At 61.3% G+C, this 16746-nt stretch carries 22 protein-coding genes; 10 read left to right on the forward strand and 12 right to left on the reverse strand.

Going from position 1 to position 16746, the window contains the following annotated elements; translation table 11 throughout:
* Positions 1 to 57: 57 nt before the first annotated feature.
* Both LMTR21_RS05235 and LMTR21_RS39915 read right to left on the reverse strand, forming a co-directional pair.
* Entirely contained in the window at positions 58 to 495 is a 438-nt protein-coding gene (locus tag LMTR21_RS05235; protein ID WP_065754021.1) for a hypothetical protein, read from the reverse strand.
* Positions 496 to 1138: 643 nt separating this feature from the next.
* Positions 1139 to 1702 carry a hypothetical protein gene (locus LMTR21_RS39915; RefSeq protein ID WP_187399313.1) on the reverse strand — a complete coding sequence of 188 codons (564 nt, stop codon included), beginning with the start codon at positions 1700 to 1702 and terminating at the stop codon, positions 1139 to 1141.
* Positions 1703 to 2224: 522 nt separating this feature from the next.
* On the opposite strand from LMTR21_RS39915, the gene LMTR21_RS05245 reads away from it, so the two are divergent.
* Positions 2225 to 2731 carry a hypothetical protein gene (locus tag LMTR21_RS05245; protein WP_246175128.1) on the forward strand — a complete coding sequence of 169 codons (507 nt, stop codon included), beginning with the start codon at positions 2225 to 2227 and terminating at the stop codon, positions 2729 to 2731.
* Positions 2732 to 2958: 227 nt separating this feature from the next.
* On the opposite strand, the gene LMTR21_RS05250 is transcribed toward LMTR21_RS05245, so the two are convergent.
* Together LMTR21_RS05250 and LMTR21_RS05255 are read right to left on the reverse strand one after the other, a co-directional pair.
* On the reverse strand, positions 2959 to 3426 hold the full coding sequence (locus LMTR21_RS05250; RefSeq protein ID WP_141688379.1) for a hypothetical protein: 468 nt from the start codon (positions 3424 to 3426) through the stop codon (positions 2959 to 2961).
* Positions 3423 to 3611 (reverse strand): hypothetical protein, encoded by a 189-nt coding sequence (locus LMTR21_RS05255; protein WP_084030696.1) that lies wholly within the window; start codon positions 3609 to 3611, stop codon positions 3423 to 3425. Before LMTR21_RS05255 ends, LMTR21_RS05250 begins: the two co-directional genes overlap by 4 nt.
* Before the next feature lie 514 nt (positions 3612 to 4125).
* On the opposite strand from LMTR21_RS05255, the gene ccoN reads away from it, so the two are divergent.
* The 7 genes from ccoN to ccoS are packed head-to-tail and all read left to right on the forward strand — an operon-like array spanning position 4126 to position 8914.
* Complete coding sequence (gene ccoN / locus LMTR21_RS05260; RefSeq protein WP_065754026.1) at positions 4126 to 5778, forward strand: cytochrome-c oxidase, cbb3-type subunit I; 1653 nt, start codon at positions 4126 to 4128, stop codon at positions 5776 to 5778.
* Positions 5779 to 5784: 6 nt separating this feature from the next.
* A complete protein-coding gene (gene ccoO, locus LMTR21_RS05265) occupies positions 5785 to 6528 on the forward strand; it encodes a cytochrome-c oxidase, cbb3-type subunit II (RefSeq protein ID WP_187399314.1) in 744 nt (247 codons plus the stop codon).
* Positions 6525 to 6695 carry a cbb3-type cytochrome c oxidase subunit 3 gene (locus tag LMTR21_RS05270; protein ID WP_065754027.1) on the forward strand — a complete coding sequence of 57 codons (171 nt, stop codon included), beginning with the start codon at positions 6525 to 6527 and terminating at the stop codon, positions 6693 to 6695. Before ccoO ends, LMTR21_RS05270 begins: the two co-directional genes overlap by 4 nt.
* Complete coding sequence (gene ccoP / locus LMTR21_RS05275) at positions 6686 to 7573, forward strand: cytochrome-c oxidase, cbb3-type subunit III (protein WP_065754028.1); 888 nt, start codon at positions 6686 to 6688, stop codon at positions 7571 to 7573. Before LMTR21_RS05270 ends, ccoP begins: the two co-directional genes overlap by 10 nt.
* Complete coding sequence (locus LMTR21_RS05280) at positions 7570 to 7818, forward strand: hypothetical protein (RefSeq protein ID WP_065754029.1); 249 nt, start codon at positions 7570 to 7572, stop codon at positions 7816 to 7818. Before ccoP ends, LMTR21_RS05280 begins: the two co-directional genes overlap by 4 nt.
* A 15-nt stretch (positions 7819 to 7833) precedes the next feature.
* Positions 7834 to 8628 (forward strand): DUF2189 domain-containing protein, encoded by a 795-nt coding sequence (locus tag LMTR21_RS05285; RefSeq protein WP_065754030.1) that lies wholly within the window; start codon positions 7834 to 7836, stop codon positions 8626 to 8628.
* A gap of 49 nt (positions 8629 to 8677) precedes the next feature.
* Complete coding sequence (ccoS, locus tag LMTR21_RS41570; RefSeq protein ID WP_065754031.1) at positions 8678 to 8914, forward strand: cbb3-type cytochrome oxidase assembly protein CcoS; 237 nt, start codon at positions 8678 to 8680, stop codon at positions 8912 to 8914.
* A gap of 20 nt (positions 8915 to 8934) precedes the next feature.
* On the opposite strand, the gene LMTR21_RS05295 is transcribed toward ccoS, so the two are convergent.
* Genes LMTR21_RS05295 through LMTR21_RS05305 form a run of 3 tightly spaced genes read right to left on the reverse strand, consistent with a single transcriptional unit; the run spans position 8935 to position 11550 of the window.
* Positions 8935 to 9732: an enoyl-CoA hydratase/isomerase family protein gene (locus LMTR21_RS05295; protein WP_065754032.1), complete on the reverse strand. Its 798-nt coding sequence runs from the start codon at positions 9730 to 9732 to the stop codon at positions 8935 to 8937.
* Positions 9733 to 9776: 44 nt separating this feature from the next.
* Positions 9777 to 10589 (reverse strand): amidohydrolase family protein, encoded by an 813-nt coding sequence (locus LMTR21_RS05300; protein ID WP_065754033.1) that lies wholly within the window; start codon positions 10587 to 10589, stop codon positions 9777 to 9779.
* Positions 10590 to 10626: 37 nt separating this feature from the next.
* On the reverse strand, positions 10627 to 11550 hold the full coding sequence (locus LMTR21_RS05305; RefSeq protein WP_084030697.1) for a helix-turn-helix transcriptional regulator: 924 nt from the start codon (positions 11548 to 11550) through the stop codon (positions 10627 to 10629).
* Between the two features lie 311 nt (positions 11551 to 11861).
* Here LMTR21_RS05305 and LMTR21_RS05310 point away from each other — a divergent pair, with 311 nt between their 5' ends.
* Positions 11862 to 12128 carry a hypothetical protein gene (locus tag LMTR21_RS05310; RefSeq protein ID WP_065754035.1) on the forward strand — a complete coding sequence of 89 codons (267 nt, stop codon included), beginning with the start codon at positions 11862 to 11864 and terminating at the stop codon, positions 12126 to 12128.
* Between the two features lie 449 nt (positions 12129 to 12577).
* Here the strand turns inward: LMTR21_RS05310 and LMTR21_RS05315 are convergent, their stop codons facing one another.
* On the reverse strand, positions 12578 to 13009 hold the full coding sequence (locus LMTR21_RS05315; RefSeq protein WP_065754036.1) for a hypothetical protein: 432 nt from the start codon (positions 13007 to 13009) through the stop codon (positions 12578 to 12580).
* Between the two features lie 319 nt (positions 13010 to 13328).
* Between LMTR21_RS05315 and LMTR21_RS05320 the strand changes: the two genes are divergently transcribed.
* Positions 13329 to 14171 carry a GNAT family N-acetyltransferase gene (locus LMTR21_RS05320; RefSeq protein ID WP_065754037.1) on the forward strand — a complete coding sequence of 281 codons (843 nt, stop codon included), beginning with the start codon at positions 13329 to 13331 and terminating at the stop codon, positions 14169 to 14171.
* Here LMTR21_RS05320 and LMTR21_RS05325 read toward each other — a convergent pair whose 3' ends face one another.
* The 4 genes from LMTR21_RS05325 to LMTR21_RS05340 form a co-directional block, all read right to left on the reverse strand.
* Positions 14172 to 15218, reverse strand: coding sequence for an AI-2E family transporter (locus LMTR21_RS05325; protein ID WP_065754038.1), 1047 nt, complete (start codon positions 15216 to 15218; stop codon positions 14172 to 14174).
* Between the two features lie 111 nt (positions 15219 to 15329).
* Positions 15330 to 15629 (reverse strand): copper-binding protein, encoded by a 300-nt coding sequence (locus LMTR21_RS05330; protein ID WP_065754061.1) that lies wholly within the window; start codon positions 15627 to 15629, stop codon positions 15330 to 15332.
* A 22-nt stretch (positions 15630 to 15651) separates the two neighbouring features.
* Positions 15652 to 16113 carry a cupredoxin domain-containing protein gene (locus tag LMTR21_RS05335; protein ID WP_065754039.1) on the reverse strand — a complete coding sequence of 154 codons (462 nt, stop codon included), beginning with the start codon at positions 16111 to 16113 and terminating at the stop codon, positions 15652 to 15654.
* 98 nt (positions 16114 to 16211) lie between these two features.
* Positions 16212 to 16625 (reverse strand): hypothetical protein, encoded by a 414-nt coding sequence (locus LMTR21_RS05340; RefSeq protein WP_246175140.1) that lies wholly within the window; start codon positions 16623 to 16625, stop codon positions 16212 to 16214.
* Positions 16626 to 16746 lie beyond the last annotated feature (121 nt).

Genomic DNA, 16746 nt, shown 5'->3' on the forward strand with positions numbered 1-16746 from the left:
TGAACCACGGGCGTGCGCGCGCTATCGATGCGCGGCTGCCCACGTCGTTACGTCGGATCAGGAGATGGGAGGACGATAGTGCAGAGGGGGCGCCTCACCCGGCAGGCGCCAGGAATTCTCGGAGACGCAGAGCGAAGTCGGTTGTGCGGGCTTGGCTACCGCAGGCAGGTCAGCTGCGATCGCGGATACGCAGAGCATGGCGCAGCAGGGTCCGAAGGAACCCTTGCCGTCGTGTTGATGCTTGGCATGATCATGCGAGGCGTTGCCGCTAACGAGGTGGCTTCCATTCGCCTCATGGTGCTTGTGAGCCGTAGGCAGCGTCGTCGCGTCGTCGTGCATATGCGTGGCGGCAGCCGGCCGGAACTCCATCATCAGGCACGTTGCGGCATCGCCGAGTGCCAGCGCTGCCCCGGGCGCGAGCACGCAAAACAGATAGAGCAGGGCGGCAAACCACCCCGCTTTGACGCGTGCAGGTCTCGTCAGGCGAACGAACATGGCAGCATGCTAGCGCATATCTCCGATTCAGCCAAGGCGTGCGATTTCACGAATAAGGGGAGAGATTTTGCCGCCGCAGCCGCGGCCCGGCGGGCCGTCAAGGCGAAGCGGCTCGCACGGATCCGGTGATCGGGTTCACATGCGTTGAAATCGCCACTTCCGATTCTGCTCAAGGCCAGCGATGCGCATCCAGAACCAACCGGCCCAAACGCTGAAGACGATCTTCGGTTCCTGCGAATCTTGACGGTCAGTGCCGAACTGCTTCTGAGCCAGCCACGTTATGGATGTGGGGCGCAACAAAGTGAGCGCTGCCATGTGGATGGAATTAGGTCTGCTGGGCGCAGTCGGATTGTTGCCCGTGATTGTTGTGGTTGCGATCTTTCATGCCGCTAACTTGCGACGAGGCAGAAAGATCGGGCCGTCTCCGGACCGCGATTGGCTGTCTTCTTCTGAACTCAAAGGCCCGGACTAACCTCTGCAATCAACTCGTGCCGGTCCCCATCGTCTCAGCCAGCGCAGCGAGCGATCTTGTTCCTCCATTCAACGTTCGCGCGTCGGGAACATCCGGGCCGACGTTAACCCTATCGACAAACAGGCTCTACGTGGGTCGAGTCGTTACGTGAGCCGCCGCCAAGTTGCCGTATTAGACCGGAGAATTTTCACCGCCACTAAAAGAATTTTCGCCGCCACTGAACAAGTGGAGAAGCGTCATGCTGAGAATGGTGTTGGTGGGCCTCCTCATCCCATTGGGTGTAGGAATCTTAACGGCAATGGAACTCAGAACTCCGGTACGTAGTGCGGCAGTGGTCGTCGAGCCCCCTGCCGAGACAGCCGTAGGCATTTCCGATTCACATGCGGCGTTGGCGAAGGCTGATCGACTTGAAATTGCCGCTGCGAGCAGCGAGCCACCAGCGCAGCCCGCGCTGGTCGACGAGCGCAGTTCTCCGTCGGAGGAAACCAGTGTCGGTTCTTCGCAACCCCCGAGGGTGATCGTCCACCATCGACACGATTCCAGATCAAAGGATTCCAAATCAAGGAAGGTCACTGCCGTGGTCCGTCCCAAGTCGAAACCAAAGACCATTGCCATCCAGCGAACTGCTGTTTCCGAGCGGCGAAAGGCCGCCAGCAATACCGAATCCTGTCGGCTAAGCGCATTTGGTGGGTTGCGCAAAGCTTTGAATTCAGTCGACTGCGAAATCTGATTCATTGGAACGGCTTCGGTCTGAGGTGCCGCAGTGCATGGGATCAATCTCGCCACATCGATGCAACGTGACTTGCCGAGTTTCTACGACCCATCGAGATTCGAGATGAACAAGAAGCCACCTTGCACGCCTTCCGCGCGGCTGCAGGATCAGGACCACGATCTTGTTCCGGACCAGAATGAATCCACCGCCTTGCCGGATTTGAGCCCTATTGTGACCCATGTCGCGGCCAAAGGTCGTTTCCGTGGGGGCGCAACTCTGGGATTCTCATGTCCGGTTATCTGCGATGTTCCATCGCTGCCTTTGTTCTTCTCGCAGGTCTCCCGACTTCGCCTGCGTCTTCGAATCCGCTTGCAGACTTGTTCAATGTCTCTCCTCCCCAGACAGCCACTGAGCCTGCTCCCGTGGAAAAGGAGAGGGAGTGCTTGCCACGGCCCGGTGCGTCGACAGCGGAGGGGCAGCGCTGGGTCTATCGTACTGAGGGGCGCCGCAAATGCTGGTTCCAGGCTGCCGAGGAGACCGCGACGGTGAAACAGGTTCGTCGTCGCGCCGCGAAGCCTCGCGTCGCCGCTCCCGAGGAGAATGAGGCCGCGCGGCGCAACAAGGCGGTCATGGATGCGCGTGCGGAGATGCTGCGCTCCGCACCGGCGGAAACGTCTGAGCCGACGCGGCCCGCTCCCGAGCTCAACGTGGTTGAGGCCGCTGCCGCCCCGGCTACGGGGGCCGCGGCCTTCGTGCCGCCGGCCGCCGTCGCCGACCGCGCGACCGACCAACTCACGCCTGACCACCCCGCGCCGCGCCGGCTCGACGCGGAGACGCTTCTGGCAGCCGCACCGGCCCGAAGCGACGCGGTTGCCGTTTCCGCACCTTCAGCCGCGCCGGTCGCCTCTGCCGTCGCCCCTATCGCCGAGGCGGCCGATGACGGGTGGGGCTGGATGGCAACCTGGCTTGGCGTGCTGCTGATGGCGCTGGGCCTCGCCTCCGTCTTGGGCTCGAGCCGGACCCTTCGGGAGGCCGTGCTGCTGCGCGATTGATGCGAAGCGCAGTGGCTGTCCTATGCGGGCAGTGACGAGGTAATCCTCAGCCTCTTCGGAGTGGCCGACGAGAGAGGCCGCGAAATCGGCCTTTGCTGCGCGATTCTTCGATCGACGCGGCAAGGCCGCGCAGGCGATGGGTCGCTCCACCCATCCTACGCGCTCAGCAACAGAGATCAGTGGACAGAAAAGCCGAAGCGAAAAACGAAGCGCCGCAGGTCAACCTCTCAACGACCTAAGAGCCAGATCCTTCCGCTCCATAACGCATCAAAAGTCTCGGGGATGTAATTCGGCGTCCGCGCTTGCACGGCTTCCTCCGGTGCCCAATTTTGCACGGCCTCCTTCGGTGCCCAGGCTTGCGCGTCCAGCGGATTGAAGCGCTTCTCCGGGACGATGTCTGCGACTTCCTTGACATCTTTGCGCGACGGTTGCGCGGACACGGCCTTGGGCAGCACGTCCTTGGGCAATGGTTGCGCGGCCTCGCCTTTAGGCCATGCCAGCAAGGCTTTCGAAAGCCCTGGCTTGCCTTCGTACCAGCATTTTCGTCCGTCGATGAGACGATACGACCACCATTTTCCGTTCGGATCTGACGGCATCGCGGCGCTGCACTGCTGTTTCGCTTCCACCTTTGGCATTCCCAACAACAGCGCCGCGACGAAAGCCGTCAGGGCCATTGATGAAAGCTGCTTGCTCATTTGGCTGCCTCGAGGCAACTGCGCTGCTGCAAGCGGCTTACAGCAGCCATCACATCGGGACGTTCGAGAACTTCCACCAGCTTGTCGAGGATACGCTCATTGTTCTGAGGACGGGGTTGCAGGTATTCTTCCAGTATGAGTTGGGCCTCGCCAATGGCCTGAATTGCCAATTGTTGATCAGTCATACGCGTTACTCACAATGCGCCCCGCGAAAAGAAAGGAGGCAAATCAAGACTGCATTTGGGTTTTTCCCCGTTTTTTTCAAAAGTTCCATCAATTTTTGTTTCAGCGCTGCTGAGACCCAACGGTTTCGCAGACTCGGTAATTGGTTGATTTGTCGAATAATTTCGTCGCGTCGCTCGTATTAGGAGCGCTTATGTTGAATGCGGCAACAAGATGCTGACGATAGGCTTGAGCGTCTCATAGGTCGGCCGGATGCCTAACACGGACTCTTTCCGAGCGGCAGGTTCGGCACACCCCTGCCGAGTGGACGTCCAGTACGACACGCCCGCACGCTTGGCTAAAACGACAGCAGGGCCTGTCCGCTCCGAATCTCCAGCGCCTGGAAAATCCATGAGGTGCGGAAGTCACGCGCTTTGATTTAGGTCAACAATAGCGGCCTGTTGCATTGCTGAATCCGATCATGAGCTTCACGACTCGCGTGGAGTGTAGGCAATGCAACCATTCCCCACCTCTCCCATGGTGGCCCAGCTCACCCGAAATGAGCGACAGGGCGCGATTCTGATCGGCCTTGTGGTCGCAATCTGCGGATCTGTGCTTGGTGTGGTCGGGCGTGATGACCCGATCGGCATTCACGGCGCGCTGATCTTCGTGGTCGGCATCCTCACGATCTTTCTCATCGGCAAGGACTATTATGCTCCGGAGCCGTCGGAGGAACGGTTCGCCTCCTACTATGATGATCCTACCAAGGCCGGGATTGTCCTGGCGATGATCTGGGTCGTCTTCGGCCTTGCCGTCGGGGATTGGGTGGCATGGCAGCTCGTCAATCCGAACCTGACCTTTGGCGGCGGCTGGTCGAGCTTTGGCCGGATCCGGCCGGTTCATACGACCGCAGTGATCTTCGGCTTCGGCGGCAACGGCCTGATCGCGACCTCGTTCTATGTCCTGCAGCGAACCTCGCGCGCGCGCCTGCCGGACCAGTTAAGCCCGTGGTTCGTGCTGATGGGTTACAACCTGTTCTGCGTGCTTGCCGTCACCGGCTACATGATGGGCATTACGCAGTCGAAGGAATATGCCGAGACGGAGTGGTATGCGGACATCTGGCTCGTCGTCGTATGGGTGGTGTACTTCCTGATCTATCTGCGAACGCTGGCGCGGCGCAAGGAACCGCACATCTACGTCGCGAACTGGTACTTCATGGCGTTCATCCTCGTGGTGGCGATGCTGCACATCGTCAACAACCTCGCCGTGCCGGTCTCGATCGGCCACGCCAAGAGCTACACGCTGTTTTCCGGCGTCCAGGACGCCATGATCCAGTGGTGGTACGGCCACAACGCCGTGGCGTTCTTCCTCACCGCAGGCTTCCTCGGCATGATGTATTACTTCTTGCCGGTGCGGGCGGGCCGCCCGATCTTCTCCTACCGGATGTCGATCATCAGCTTCTGGGGTATCACCTTCTTGTACATGTGGGCGGGATCTCACCACCTGCATTACACGGCGCTGCCGCACTGGGTGCAAACCCTGGGCATGACGTTCTCGCTGATGCTTCTGGTACCTTCGTGGGCGTCCGCGGGCAACGCGCTGCTGACACTGAACGGCGCCTGGGAAAAGGTGCGTGACGACGCGACGTTGCGCTTCATGATGGTGGCGGCGGTGTTCTACGGGCTCACCACGTTCGAGGGATCGTTCATGGCGATCCGTGCCGTCAATGCGCTCTCGCATTATACCGACTGGACCGTTGGTCACGTTCATGCCGGTGCGTTGGGCTGGGTCGCGATGATCACGTTCGGCTCGATCTACGCTGTGGTGCCGTGGGTGTGGAAGCGCAAGAGCATGTACTCGGCCGGGCTTGTCGAGGCGCATTTCTGGCTCTCGCTCGCAGGCGCGTTGGTCTACGTCTTCGCGATGTGGAATTCCGGCATTATCCAGGGACTGATGTGGCGAACCTATAGCGAGGGCGGCACGCTCACCTATTCCTTCGTCGATTCCCTGATCGCTATGCACCCCTACTACGTTGCCCGCGCCATCGGCGGACTGTTGTTCCTGATTGGCGGGTGCATCGGCGCCTACAATATCTGGATGACCATCAAGCTTCCGAACCCGATTTCCGAGGCGACGGCCGATCAGCCGGAGCCAAAGGCCATCGGGGCCTCGCCACAGCCGGCGGAGTGAGATGCCATGTCGATCTTCGGATTCCACTATCGGATGGAACGCAAGGCAATCGGCCTCGTGATCGGCATCATCGTGGTGGCAAGTATCGGTGGTCTGGTCGAGATCGCCCCGCTGTATACCATCCATCAGACGGTTGAGTCCGCGCCGGGCATGCGGCTCTACACGCCGCTCGAACTTGCCGGCCGCAACATCTATATCCGCGAGGGCTGCTATGCCTGCCATTCGCAGATGATCCGCACACTTCGCGACGAGGTCGACCGCTACGGTCCGTACTCGCTCGCGGTCGAATCCAAATATGATCATCCGATGCTGTGGGGGTCCAAGCGAACGGGCCCCGACCTCGCCCGCATCGGCGAAAAGTATTCCGACCAATGGCACGTCGCCCATCTCATCAATCCCCGCGACGTGGTGCCGCCTTCGGTCATGCCTGCCTACGACTGGCTGCTTTCCACCGAACTGCGCACCCATGATCTCGGCCTTCACCTGAAAGCGCAGCGCGCGGTCGGAGTTCCCTATACGGACGAGATGATCGCCAATGCGTCGCTTGACGCGTTCGGCCAATCCAATCCGGACTCGGCGCAGGCCAAAGGCGTTACCGAGCGTTATGGCAAGGCGACCACTGTGCGCGCGTTCGACGGGCGCCCCAGTCAATTGACCGAAATGGATGCAATGGTCGCGTACCTGCAAATTCTCGGGCGGCTTACCGACGCGGCTCACAAGCCGATCGCAGATGCTGGAGCGAAGCAATGAGCATAGAGCACGATTTTCTGGTCGGCGTTTCCAAATCGTTCGGGCTTTTCTATCTGCTCGCGCTCTCGGCCGCGGTGGTGGTCTACGCCTATTGGCCCTCGAACAAGAAGCGCTTTGACGCCGCCGCGCGGTCAATCCTTCGCGACGAGGACAAGCCATGGCCGTAGATCAGCAAGAGCGCGACAGCTACACCGGCTATCTCACCACGGGCCATGAATGGAACGGCATCAAGGAATTGAACACGCCGGTTCCGCGTGCGGTGTATTTCTTTCTCGCGCTCTCCGTCCTGTTCTCCGTTGTCTACTGGATTCTTATGCCGGCCTGGCCGCTGGGCGTCACCTACACCAAGGGCCTGCTCGGCGTGGATCAACGCACGACCGTTGCGGCGGCACTGAACGAGGCGACAATCGATCGCAGCGTCTGGACCAAAAGGGTCGAAACGGAAAGCTTCGCTGCGATCCAGGCCGATCCGAAGCTCATGGAAAATGTCCGCAACGCCGGCCGCACCTTGTTCGGCGATAATTGCGCGGCATGCCATGGCCATGATGCCAAGGGCGGTCCCGCCTACCCAAACCTGACCACGTCATCCTGGCTGTGGGGCGGCAAGCATGAAGACATCTTCAATACCATCCGCGTCGGCATCAATTCCGCGCACAAGGACGCACGTGTGTCCCAGATGCCGGCGTTCGGACGCGACCAGATGCTGCCGCGGGCCGACGGCATGAAAGTGGCGTCCTTCGTCTATTCTCTCTCGCACCCTGATGCGAAAGCAACCATCGATCCCAAGACGATCGAAGCCGGCAAGGAGATATTCGCCGCCAATTGCGTGTCTTGTCACGGCGACGATGCCAAGGGCAACCCGGAGCTTGGTGCGCCCGACTTGACCGACAAATCCTGGATTTACGGCGGTGACCTGGAAGCCATCGATACCTCGATATGGGGGGGCCGGCAGGGGCAGATGCCGAGTTGGGAAGGCCGTCTGTCCGACCTCGATCGAAAGATCCTCACGCTCTATTTGCTCGACAAGCGGACGGTGACCCCATGAACGATCTCGCCAGGTCCGACAAGCAACCGCGCGCAAGACCGATGATCGGTCTCTGGGTCGTGCTCGCCGCCGCCGTCGCCGTCCTCGTCGCAGCCAATGCCCATCTGGTCTACGTCGCGATCATGTCGCAGCCTGCCTGCGTCGCGCATCTAAGGCAAGGTGAGGGCGATGCCGCGCGGGGACGGTTCAGCGCCGCAAAGTCGTCGTGTTCGCCTTCGACGGCGCTCAAAGCGGGTCATTCCTGAGCAGGGAGAAACGCTATGCCGATGATCCCTCCGGTCGCATCGCCCCTTCCAATCGTCGATCGATGGGGCCGGCCGCTGAAGGTGGATGACCCGTTAAAGTGGCTCGCCGCAGGTTGGCGAGATCTCATGATACAGCCGGCGATGAGCATCGCATACGGCCTGATCATCTTCTTGCTCTCGGTCGGCTTTGTCAGCAGCCTGATCGCGCTCGGGCGCGACTACATTCTGTTCCCGGCTTTCGCCGGCTTCATGGTGGTCGGCCCGATCCTGGCCCTCGGCCTGTATGAAAAGAGCCGCCGGATCGAAGCCGGGCAACCCCTGCACTGGCACGCTCTCTTTTTCGTCAGGCCCCGCTCGGGCGGTCAGATCCTGTTCACCGGCGTGCTGCTATGCCTGTTGATGATCGTGTGGATGCGCGCCGCGGTCATCATCTACGCGCTGTTTTTCGGCCTGCTGCCGTTCCCGGGTCTCAATCGGATTGCGCCTATGCTCTTCACCACGCAGACCGGCTGGGCGATGCTCGCAGTCGGGACTGCGATCGGAGGATTGTTTGCGGCATTCTCGTTCGCAATCAGCGCCTTCTCCGTTCCCATGCTGCTGGACAAGGATGTCGATGCCCTCACTGCGATGGGCAGCAGCATGGCACTGGTCTGGAGCAACCTCCGCGTCCTGCTGATCTGGGCGACGATCGTGCTGGTGCTGTTCCTGCTGAGCCTTGCAACCGCGATGCTCGGACTGATCGTGATCTATCCGCTGCTCGGACATGCCACATGGCACGCTTATCGCGCGGTGCAGCCGGGCGGCGCGTGACGTTGCATCGCGCTGGGCTCACGATGTTTAACTTCGCGAGGTCGTTCTCATGATCGATTTCTTCTTTCTGGTTCCGATTGCGATCGGGATGGGGCTGGTGGGGCTGGCCTCGTTCATGTGGACCTTGAGGAATGGCCAATACGACGATCTCGAAGGCGATGCACAGCGCATCCTGTTCGAAGGCAATGAAGGACCTGTGCTCGAAAAGCATTTCATGCCTTCCAGCCGTATCGAGGCCGAAGCCGGGGAATTGGAACTCCCAAACCAGGGAAAGCCCAACCGCTAGCCAAGCGGAGGGGGACTGCCCTAGGCCGGCAACGGCCATGTAGTTTCCTTACCCTTCAGTTCCCTGTAGCGCCGTGCATGGGCCTGGATGCTCCCCGGATCGGACATGCCGCGCGACAGCCAATCCCGGTCGAGGCGAGCGGCCTGGTCGATGGCTGTCATGGCGGTCGCCTGTAGCGCGCGCTTCGAAAAGGCGTAGGCCGCATGGCAATCCGGCGGCACCAGCGCGGCCCAGACGACGGCGGCATTCAGCAACTCATCGGGTGCAGTCGTCTGCTGAACAATGCCCAATCGGCTCGCGGCAGGGAGATCGTAGATCTGACCGAACAGGGTCAGTTCGAATGCTGCGCGCGGGCCGATCGCGTGCTTGATGATTTCGCAATAGACCGCCGGCATCGGGATGCCGATCGGCACCTCGTTCAGCGAGAACTGGAGCGGACCTTCAACAGCGATGCGGTGATCGCAATCGAGCGCCGTAATCAGCCCGCCGGCATAGGCATGACCGTTGATGGCCGCGACCGTGGGCCTTGGATAGGCGAACAGGCGCAGGTTCGTCGCGCGATAGGCATCGAACCAGGCGTCGATCTCCTTGAGCGAGCGGCGCGCGAATAATGGAAAATGATGGTCGAAATCGAGGCCGGCTGAGAATACCGCACCCGATCCGGTCAGGACGACGGCGCAGTCGGCGAACTCCGCTTCGAGACGATCGAACGCGGCATGCAGGTCGGCGAAGAAGGCCGGGTTTTGTGCGTTGACCTTGTTGGTGTTCATGGTCACGACGGCCACGTGAGGGTGCCGGCGCTCGATGGTCCACGGCATCGGATCTTCTCCGCTGTTCAGGGTTGCGATCGGGAGAACAAGAGTCAGTCGAGCTTGAACAAGCGCCGCGCGTTATCCGCGAGAAATGCGGACCGGGCCGCTTCGCCAAGGTCGAGCCGTTCAAGTCCGGCGATACATTCGCCTGCGGGCCAGAACGGGTGGTTCGATCCGAACAGAACCCGATGCCTGCCATTGTCCAGCATGTATTCGACCAACTCGGATGGATAGCGGCTGGCCTTGTAGGCCGACGTATCGATGAAGACGTTCGGATACTTCATCACCAGCGAGAGCATCTCGCCCAGCCAGGGCACGCCGATGTGGCCGCCGAGAATGCGAAGCTCGGGGAATTCCAGCGCGACGCGATCGAGATAGGGAATAGGCCGTCCCGGCTCCGACTCGCGCAGGGGCCCTGCGTGTCCGACCTGCGTGCAAAAGGGAATATCGAGCTCGCAGCACTCTGCAAACAACGGGTAGTAGCGGCGGTCGTCCGGCGGCAGGCCCCAAAGCCAGGGCAGAACGCGCAACCCCTTGAAGCCGTCCCGTTTGACCCTGAGCCTCAGCTCACGCACGGCCTCGATGGGACGAAAGAGATCGACGGATGCGATGCCGACGAAGCGATCGGGATATTCCTGGCAATAGTGCGCGACTTCGTCATTGCCGATCATCGGCCCCTGAGGACCGTGCCAGGCGCAGAGCATGCCGACGGAAACGCCGGCGCAATCCATTTCGGCAATCGTATCCTGGATGGGAAGCGCCGTTTCCGACCGCTTGCCGGGCCGCCACCGGCGCAACGAATCGAACATCGGATTGCCGATCCACCCCGCATTGGGATGCTGCATCCAGGCATCGATGATCATGTCGGTCTCCCGAAGCGAACGGCGGAGGAGACGACGACTAGGTTCGATGGCGCGTCCGTCTCTTCGAAGGTGAATTGGTCGGGGCCTCGAACGGCCACACCGCCATCCTTAGGCGGGCAGATGGGCCGGCGTCTTGAAGAAATCGGACAGCCCGCGCATGACGTCCCAGCCATGTCTGCTTGAATGCGCCGGGCGAAACGCCGGCGTGCCGCTGAAACTCCCTGGTCAGGTGAGCCTGATCGGAGAAGCCCAGATTGAAGGCGACCCGTGACAGTCCGGTATTCCGGGTCGCAATTTCGTAAACCGAACGACGGAAGCGCTGAACGGCCAGGAAGCGCTTTGGCGCAACGCCGGTCGATGCCTTCATCCGCCTGTGCAGCGTTCGCACCGAACCGCCGACGTGGCTTGCAAGACGGGCAACGCGATCGTGCGACGTATCAAAATAGTCGCGGCTTGCGATCGATCCGTGTTGGGTCTGCCGCGAGAGCGCGAGCAAAAGCTGGTCCAGGGGAGCAAGGATGGCGAAGGACGATGGGCCTTCACTTATGGCGCGCGTCAGGGAGTTTTGACACGCGACGATCACGGGGTCCTCGGCGTGCAACGGATACGGCCAATTCGGTTTGAACTTGATGCCGATGACCCAGCCGAAAAACGCCCTGCCTTTCCTTCGATGCGAAAAGTTGGGTTCGTTCACAACCACTTTGCCACTGCGCGCGAGGCGCGGCGACGCCAGTTCTCGAAAGCTGAAGGTGAGTTCCCTGAATGGTGAGGCGAATGCCAGGCGGTTTGCCGTCAGCCGCCCGCAATCCTTCAGGACGTAAATCGAATCCACAAGATGGCCGTGGCTCTCCGGCGGTGCGAACTCCGCATAAAAGGCCGATTGCGCGAACAGCCGTTCGCCATCGTCGTCAGCCTGTGAGACCCGGTTCGCCAATGCTCCACCCCGCTGGCAGATGCGCATCTTCTAGGCTTCAGTGTGCAGGATGGGAAGCGCGAAGCGAAACCAGCCTGCGTGCTGATTTTGCCGGAGCCCGCAAGGATTGAAGGGGATGTGACTACCACTGCAGAGAGACGCATCCAAAAATAGTTGTGCGTTCACGCGTGCTACTGCCGTCGTTTGTGTCGGCCCTGGCCCAAATTGTTCCAGCCGAACGTCGCTTTAGTTACGGGAACTGTGTGCCCTGAAAGTCGATTGTTGGTGTGCTGCCTCGCCCTGCTAGAGGCAGGGCAAACCGGAAGTGGACGGCACGGGCTTCTGCCGGAGCACTTTAAATGAAAACATTTCTCAAGGTCGTCATCTGGATTGCGGCTCTCGTCGTAGGTCTTGTTTTTTGGAATGTTACGCCTGACTTTCGACCGCTGGTCTCTTCGATTCTGGCGGCAGCCTTCGTCTGTTACGTATTGTCTGTGATCGTCGAAGTCACCGTCAAGCGCGTCATATCGAACGAGCAACTCGAGCTTCGTAGCCGTCTCGAAGTCCTGGATCGCAAGGTCACCGCAATCTTGCGAGACACGTTTGAACGACGTGGCCTTCGATGACAAATTTGAAGCAGCGGCGCGATGCGAGCGCTGACGATAAAGCTCGAGCGGCCCACGTTATTGGCGTCAACGTGCCTTGGTGCCTGGTAGCCTGCTCTGACCGTATTCACTCAAAAAGCAGTAAGATCAGTCCACTACTGAGTGCTGTCAGCCAGATCAGCGAGACCACGAAGGGGACATCGTGATGCGTCATGCTCATCAACCCAGCGAAAGGCCACCCGATCTTATGATCCCGCGGCCTCCAGGTTTACAATCAATTGCGAAGTACAATTGCCAAGTATTATTGCGACTCGCTTGATATCGAAGAATACACCTGCGGCGGGCCGTTTGCCTTCACAAATGATAAGTTTTTGGGAAAAAGTGGCAGGGCAGGCCGATGGTCCAGGAGGCGTCGGTTCGAAATTCCGACCGACGCCCCGAGCGGCAACGAACCCGCGTGAGCCGGCGGCCTAGTCGCAATACGACCACCTGCCATAACCGTCGTCGCACCGCGCTCGCGCGCGGTAAGGCACGGGCAGCGGCGGCCGCGGCGCGTATTCCAGCGCATAGTCCTGGTCCTGCGCGTAGTAGCGCTCTCGGGCGTAGTAACGCGCGGGATAGGCGGGCGCGCGTTCGACATAGGCCGGCTGCGCGGGGTAGCCATACTCGCCATAGACCGCCGTCGGTGCGCGGTAGGCAGGGGGCGGTGCTTCGTAGGAGCGATAGCCGTAACCGGGTTCCGCGTAAGGCGCTTGGCGATAGGCCGCTCCCGGACGCACGTAGACATTCGAGGAGGGCGCGTAGACGCCGCCCGGCGCGACGTAGACGGATGACAGGTCGCTGGCCGCGGCAGGCGCGGAGCACAGGGCAACAAGGGCCAGCGCGAGCGATGATCGGTACATGTGTGAAGCCTCCAACTACTCAAGCCGCGCCAGCCAGCAAGGTTAATTTTCGCTAAACAAATCGCAGGGCGCAATGATATTTTGCGTGATGAAGTGTGCCATTTCTGGACTGCACACACACATTTGCATCGTGTGTTCAGGAACTGCGTGACGCGATCGAGTGCGCGGTTTCGCGATTGTCATGTTTGCAATTCCGCAGAGGGCAGCGTCATTGCGAGGAGCGAAGCGACGAAGCAATCCATACTTCCTTGCGGCTAGATGGATTGCTTCGCTTCGCTCGCAATGACGGCCGAAGACAGGCATACAAGGACCGTCCGCCATGACTGACTTCAACATCCGCGCCATGCGCGCGAACGAAATCTCCCTCGCCATAGACTGGGCCGCCGCGGAAGGCTGGAATCCGGGGCTTGCCGACGATGCCTGCTTTGCGTCGGTCGATCCCGAGGGTTTCCTGATCGGCGAACGCGACGGCGCGCCTGTCGCGACGGTCTCCTGCGTCAACTACGATGCGCGCTTTGCCTTTCTCGGCTTTTACATCGTGCGCGCGGATCTGCGCGGCAAAGGCTACGGAATGCGGATATGGAATGCCGCGATCGCGCATGCCGGCGCGCGGGTGATCGGTCTCGACGGCGTGGTGGCGCAACAGGACAATTACAAGAAGTCCGGCTTTCAGCTCGCTTACGCCAACATTCGCTATGGCGGTACAGTGACAGTGCCGGACGCGTCGCGGGCCGGGATGATTGCCTTGAGCGACGTTCCGATGGCGGCGATCGAGGCGGACGATGCGACGGTGTTTCCGGCGCCACGGCCCGCGTTCCTGCGCGCCTGGATCGGCGCGCCCGGGCATGCCGGTTGTGCGGTGATGCGCGATGGCCGGCTTAGGGGATGGGGCGTGATCCGGCCGTGCCGCAAGGGATTCAAAATTGGGCCGCTGGTGGCCGATGATCGCGCGACGGCGGAGGCGGTGCTGTCCGCCTTGATAGCCGAGGCGGGTGGCGGCGAGATTTTCCTGGATGTACCCGGCATCAACCGCGAGGCGATGGCGCTGGCGGAAAGTTTTGGGCTTGCGCCCGTGTTCGAGACGGCGCGGATGTATACCGGTGCGATTCCGCCGTTGCGGCTGGAGCGGGTATTCGGCGTTACCAGCTTTGAGCTGGGGTAGCTACGCGCCCCGCCGCGATGCCGAAAAAATCTCCCAGCTCACCATGAAGATCGCCGCGATCAGCGGGCCGATGACGAAGCCGTTGAGGCCGAACACTTCGATGCCGCCGAGCGTCGAGATCAGCACGACATAGTCCGGCAGCTTGGTGTCCTTGCCGACCAGGAACGGGCGCAGCACATTGTCGACGAGGCCGATGACCAACACGCCATAGGCGATCAGGCCAAGGCCCTGCCAGATCGCGCCGGTGGCGAGGAAGTAGATGGCAACGGGCACCCAGACCAGGCCGGCGCCGACGGCCGGCACCAGCGACAGGAACGCCATTAGCACGGCCCACAGCAGCGCGGCGTGAACGCCGAGAAACCAGAAGGCGAGGCCGCCGAGCGCGCCTTGCGCCATCGCCACCAGAATGCCGCCCTTGACGGTAGCGCGAACGACATCGGCAAAGCGGCTGAACAAGGCGGCCTTGTGGTCGGCGCCGAGCGGAACGGCGTCCTTGATCCGGTCCGCCAGCGCCTTGCCGTCGCGCGTCAGGAAGAACAGCAAATAGAGCATGATGCCGAGGCCGATCATGAACTCGAACGTGTTCATGCCGATGCTGAGCGCCTGCGGCGCCAGGATCTGACCGCCCTTCATCAGGCCGGATGACAGGGTCTCGCGCAGGCCTGAGAGATTGGTCAGGTTGAACCGCTCCAGCAAGCCCATCGCCCAGGCCGGCAGCGCATCGAAGATGCGCTGGATGTAGCTCGCGAGGTCATACTCGCCGGACTGGATTTTGCCGAACAGGCTTGTTGCTTCCTGCACCAGCGAGGTCGCGACGATGGCGAGCGGCAGGATCACGATGGCGATGGTGAGCAGGACCGTCACCACGGCCGCGAGGTTCGGCCGGCCGGGCATCGTGCGCAGCAGCGCGCGGTTCACCGGCGCAAAGATGACGGCGACGATGATCGCCCACAGGATGGCGCCGTAGAACGGCTGCAGAACCCAGGCGAAGGCGAGGGTGACGGCGAGCAGCAGCAGCCGGAAAACCTGGTCGTCAATTCGTCGCACGGGCGTCTCGTTGGTTGGTTTTCGGCTGCGCCGTCGTTCGGCAATGCGGCTGATGGGTTTCGCTTGCGCTCTACCCATCTTACGGGGTTGCGTCGCGATGTCGAGGAGCGCTCACTTGCTCTTCTGGATCTTCATCACCGTATAGGCCGAGCCGGCCTGCTCCGCTTCGAACTCCACCTTGTCGCCGACCTGCACCTCCTTCAGCATCGCGGGGTCCTTGACGCGGAAAGCCATGGTCATGCCCATGTCCATGCCGAGGCTCTTGATCGGGCCATGCTTGAGCGTGATCTTGCCGGCGGCCTCGTCGATTTTCCTGACCTCGCCCTGGACGGCTTCGGCCTGCGCGCAGGCGGGCAGCAACGAGATCGCCGCGAACATGGCGGCGGCCAAAATCTGCATCGTCTTTTTCATCGTCATCTCCTTGAGCTCGCTTTCACTTCACCGTCACTTTGCCGATCATGCCGTAGTCGCGATGATCGGGGATCAGGCAGGAATATTCGAACGTGCCGCGTTTGGTGAACTTCCAGAGGATCTCCGCCGATTTCGCCGGCTTGAGGCGCACGCCATTGGGATCGTCATGCTCCATATGCGGGTGCTTCTTCATCTCCTCGGCGTGCTTCAGGTTTTCCTTCGTGGTGGCGAGCAGGAATTCGTGGTCTTCCTTGCCGACATTGTGGATCACGAAGCGGATCTGCTCGCCGCGCTTCACCGGGATGCGCGAGGGCGTGTATTCCATCTCGCTCATTTCAACTTCGATCGTACGCGAAGGTTTCTTCGGGTTGCCCGGCTCGCCGGCCGAATAGGTGTCGCGGGAGTGCTTGTCGTGGCTCTGCGCCGGCTGCGGCATGGCTGAAATGGCCAGCAACGCGATGGCTGTCGTCATGATGGTTTTCATTTGATGCTCTTTCTCTTACTTCGCCTGGAATGTGCCGCGCGGACGCGAGATCGTGCGCGCGCTGATGCACGTGGCTTGCCGGGATCATCAGGTCGGGATCAAGCGATGGGGGGACGATACAGCAGCGGCGGCGCCTCACCCGGCGGGCGCCAGGAGTTTTCGGAGACGCAAAGCGAGATCGGCGGCGCGGGTCTGGCGATGGCGGGCAGATCGGCTGGAATCGCCGACAGGCAGAGCATGGCGCAGCACGGATTTGGCGAATCCTTGCCGTCATGTTGATGCTTCGCCTGCTCATGCAGGCCGCTGCCGGTGTCATGGTGTGCAGGCCCTGCGTGGTGCTGATGTGGGGAGTCCGCATGCATGTGCGCCGTCGCGGCCGGTTCGACCGTCAGGCATGACGCCCCGTCGCCGAGCGCCAGCGCGGCCCCGGGCGCCAGCACGCAGAGCAGATAGAGCAGGGCGGCGAACCACCCTGATCTGACACGCGCAGGTCTCGTCAGGCGAACGAACATGGCGGCAAACTAGAGGCGATGGCTGATTCAGCCAAGGCCGCCGCCTTACCTACCCCCACCACAACTGCATGCCCAATATCGCGGCAATGTGGCTTGACGTTAGGCGATTTGCCCCCGAAGT

Source organism: Bradyrhizobium paxllaeri (assembly GCF_001693515.2).
GTDB lineage: Bacteria > Pseudomonadota > Alphaproteobacteria > Rhizobiales > Xanthobacteraceae > Bradyrhizobium > Bradyrhizobium paxllaeri.

Bases quoted from the DNA above. Each gene is read 5' to 3' on its own strand.
- LMTR21_RS05235 (WP_065754021.1), bottom strand. From the start codon at position 495: ATGTTCGTTCGCCTGACGAGACCTGCACGCGTCAAAGCGGGGTGGTTT.
- LMTR21_RS39915 (WP_187399313.1), bottom strand. From the start codon at position 1,702: ATGAATCAGATTTCGCAGTCGACTGAATTCAAAGCTTTGCGCAACCCA.
- LMTR21_RS05250 (WP_141688379.1), bottom strand. From the start codon at position 3,426: ATGAGCAAGCAGCTTTCATCAATGGCCCTGACGGCTTTCGTCGCGGCG.
- LMTR21_RS05255 (WP_084030696.1), bottom strand. From the start codon at position 3,611: ATGACTGATCAACAATTGGCAATTCAGGCCATTGGCGAGGCCCAACTC.
- ccoN (WP_065754026.1), top strand. From the start codon at position 4,126: ATGGTGGCCCAGCTCACCCGAAATGAGCGACAGGGCGCGATTCTGATC.
- ccoO (WP_187399314.1), top strand. From the start codon at position 5,785: ATGTCGATCTTCGGATTCCACTATCGGATGGAACGCAAGGCAATCGGC.
- LMTR21_RS05270 (WP_065754027.1), top strand. From the start codon at position 6,525: ATGAGCATAGAGCACGATTTTCTGGTCGGCGTTTCCAAATCGTTCGGG.
- ccoP (WP_065754028.1), top strand. From the start codon at position 6,686: ATGGCCGTAGATCAGCAAGAGCGCGACAGCTACACCGGCTATCTCACC.
- LMTR21_RS05280 (WP_065754029.1), top strand. From the start codon at position 7,570: ATGAACGATCTCGCCAGGTCCGACAAGCAACCGCGCGCAAGACCGATG.
- LMTR21_RS05285 (WP_065754030.1), top strand. From the start codon at position 7,834: ATGCCGATGATCCCTCCGGTCGCATCGCCCCTTCCAATCGTCGATCGA.
- ccoS (WP_065754031.1), top strand. From the start codon at position 8,678: ATGATCGATTTCTTCTTTCTGGTTCCGATTGCGATCGGGATGGGGCTG.
- LMTR21_RS05295 (WP_065754032.1), bottom strand. From the start codon at position 9,732: ATGCCGTGGACCATCGAGCGCCGGCACCCTCACGTGGCCGTCGTGACC.
- LMTR21_RS05300 (WP_065754033.1), bottom strand. From the start codon at position 10,589: ATGATCATCGATGCCTGGATGCAGCATCCCAATGCGGGGTGGATCGGC.
- LMTR21_RS05305 (WP_084030697.1), bottom strand. From the start codon at position 11,550: ATGCGCATCTGCCAGCGGGGTGGAGCATTGGCGAACCGGGTCTCACAG.
- LMTR21_RS05310 (WP_065754035.1), top strand. From the start codon at position 11,862: ATGAAAACATTTCTCAAGGTCGTCATCTGGATTGCGGCTCTCGTCGTA.
- LMTR21_RS05315 (WP_065754036.1), bottom strand. From the start codon at position 13,009: ATGTACCGATCATCGCTCGCGCTGGCCCTTGTTGCCCTGTGCTCCGCG.
- LMTR21_RS05320 (WP_065754037.1), top strand. From the start codon at position 13,329: ATGACTGACTTCAACATCCGCGCCATGCGCGCGAACGAAATCTCCCTC.
- LMTR21_RS05330 (WP_065754061.1), bottom strand. From the start codon at position 15,629: ATGAAAAAGACGATGCAGATTTTGGCCGCCGCCATGTTCGCGGCGATC.
- LMTR21_RS05335 (WP_065754039.1), bottom strand. From the start codon at position 16,113: ATGAAAACCATCATGACGACAGCCATCGCGTTGCTGGCCATTTCAGCC.
- LMTR21_RS05340 (WP_246175140.1), bottom strand. From the start codon at position 16,625: ATGTTCGTTCGCCTGACGAGACCTGCGCGTGTCAGATCAGGGTGGTTC.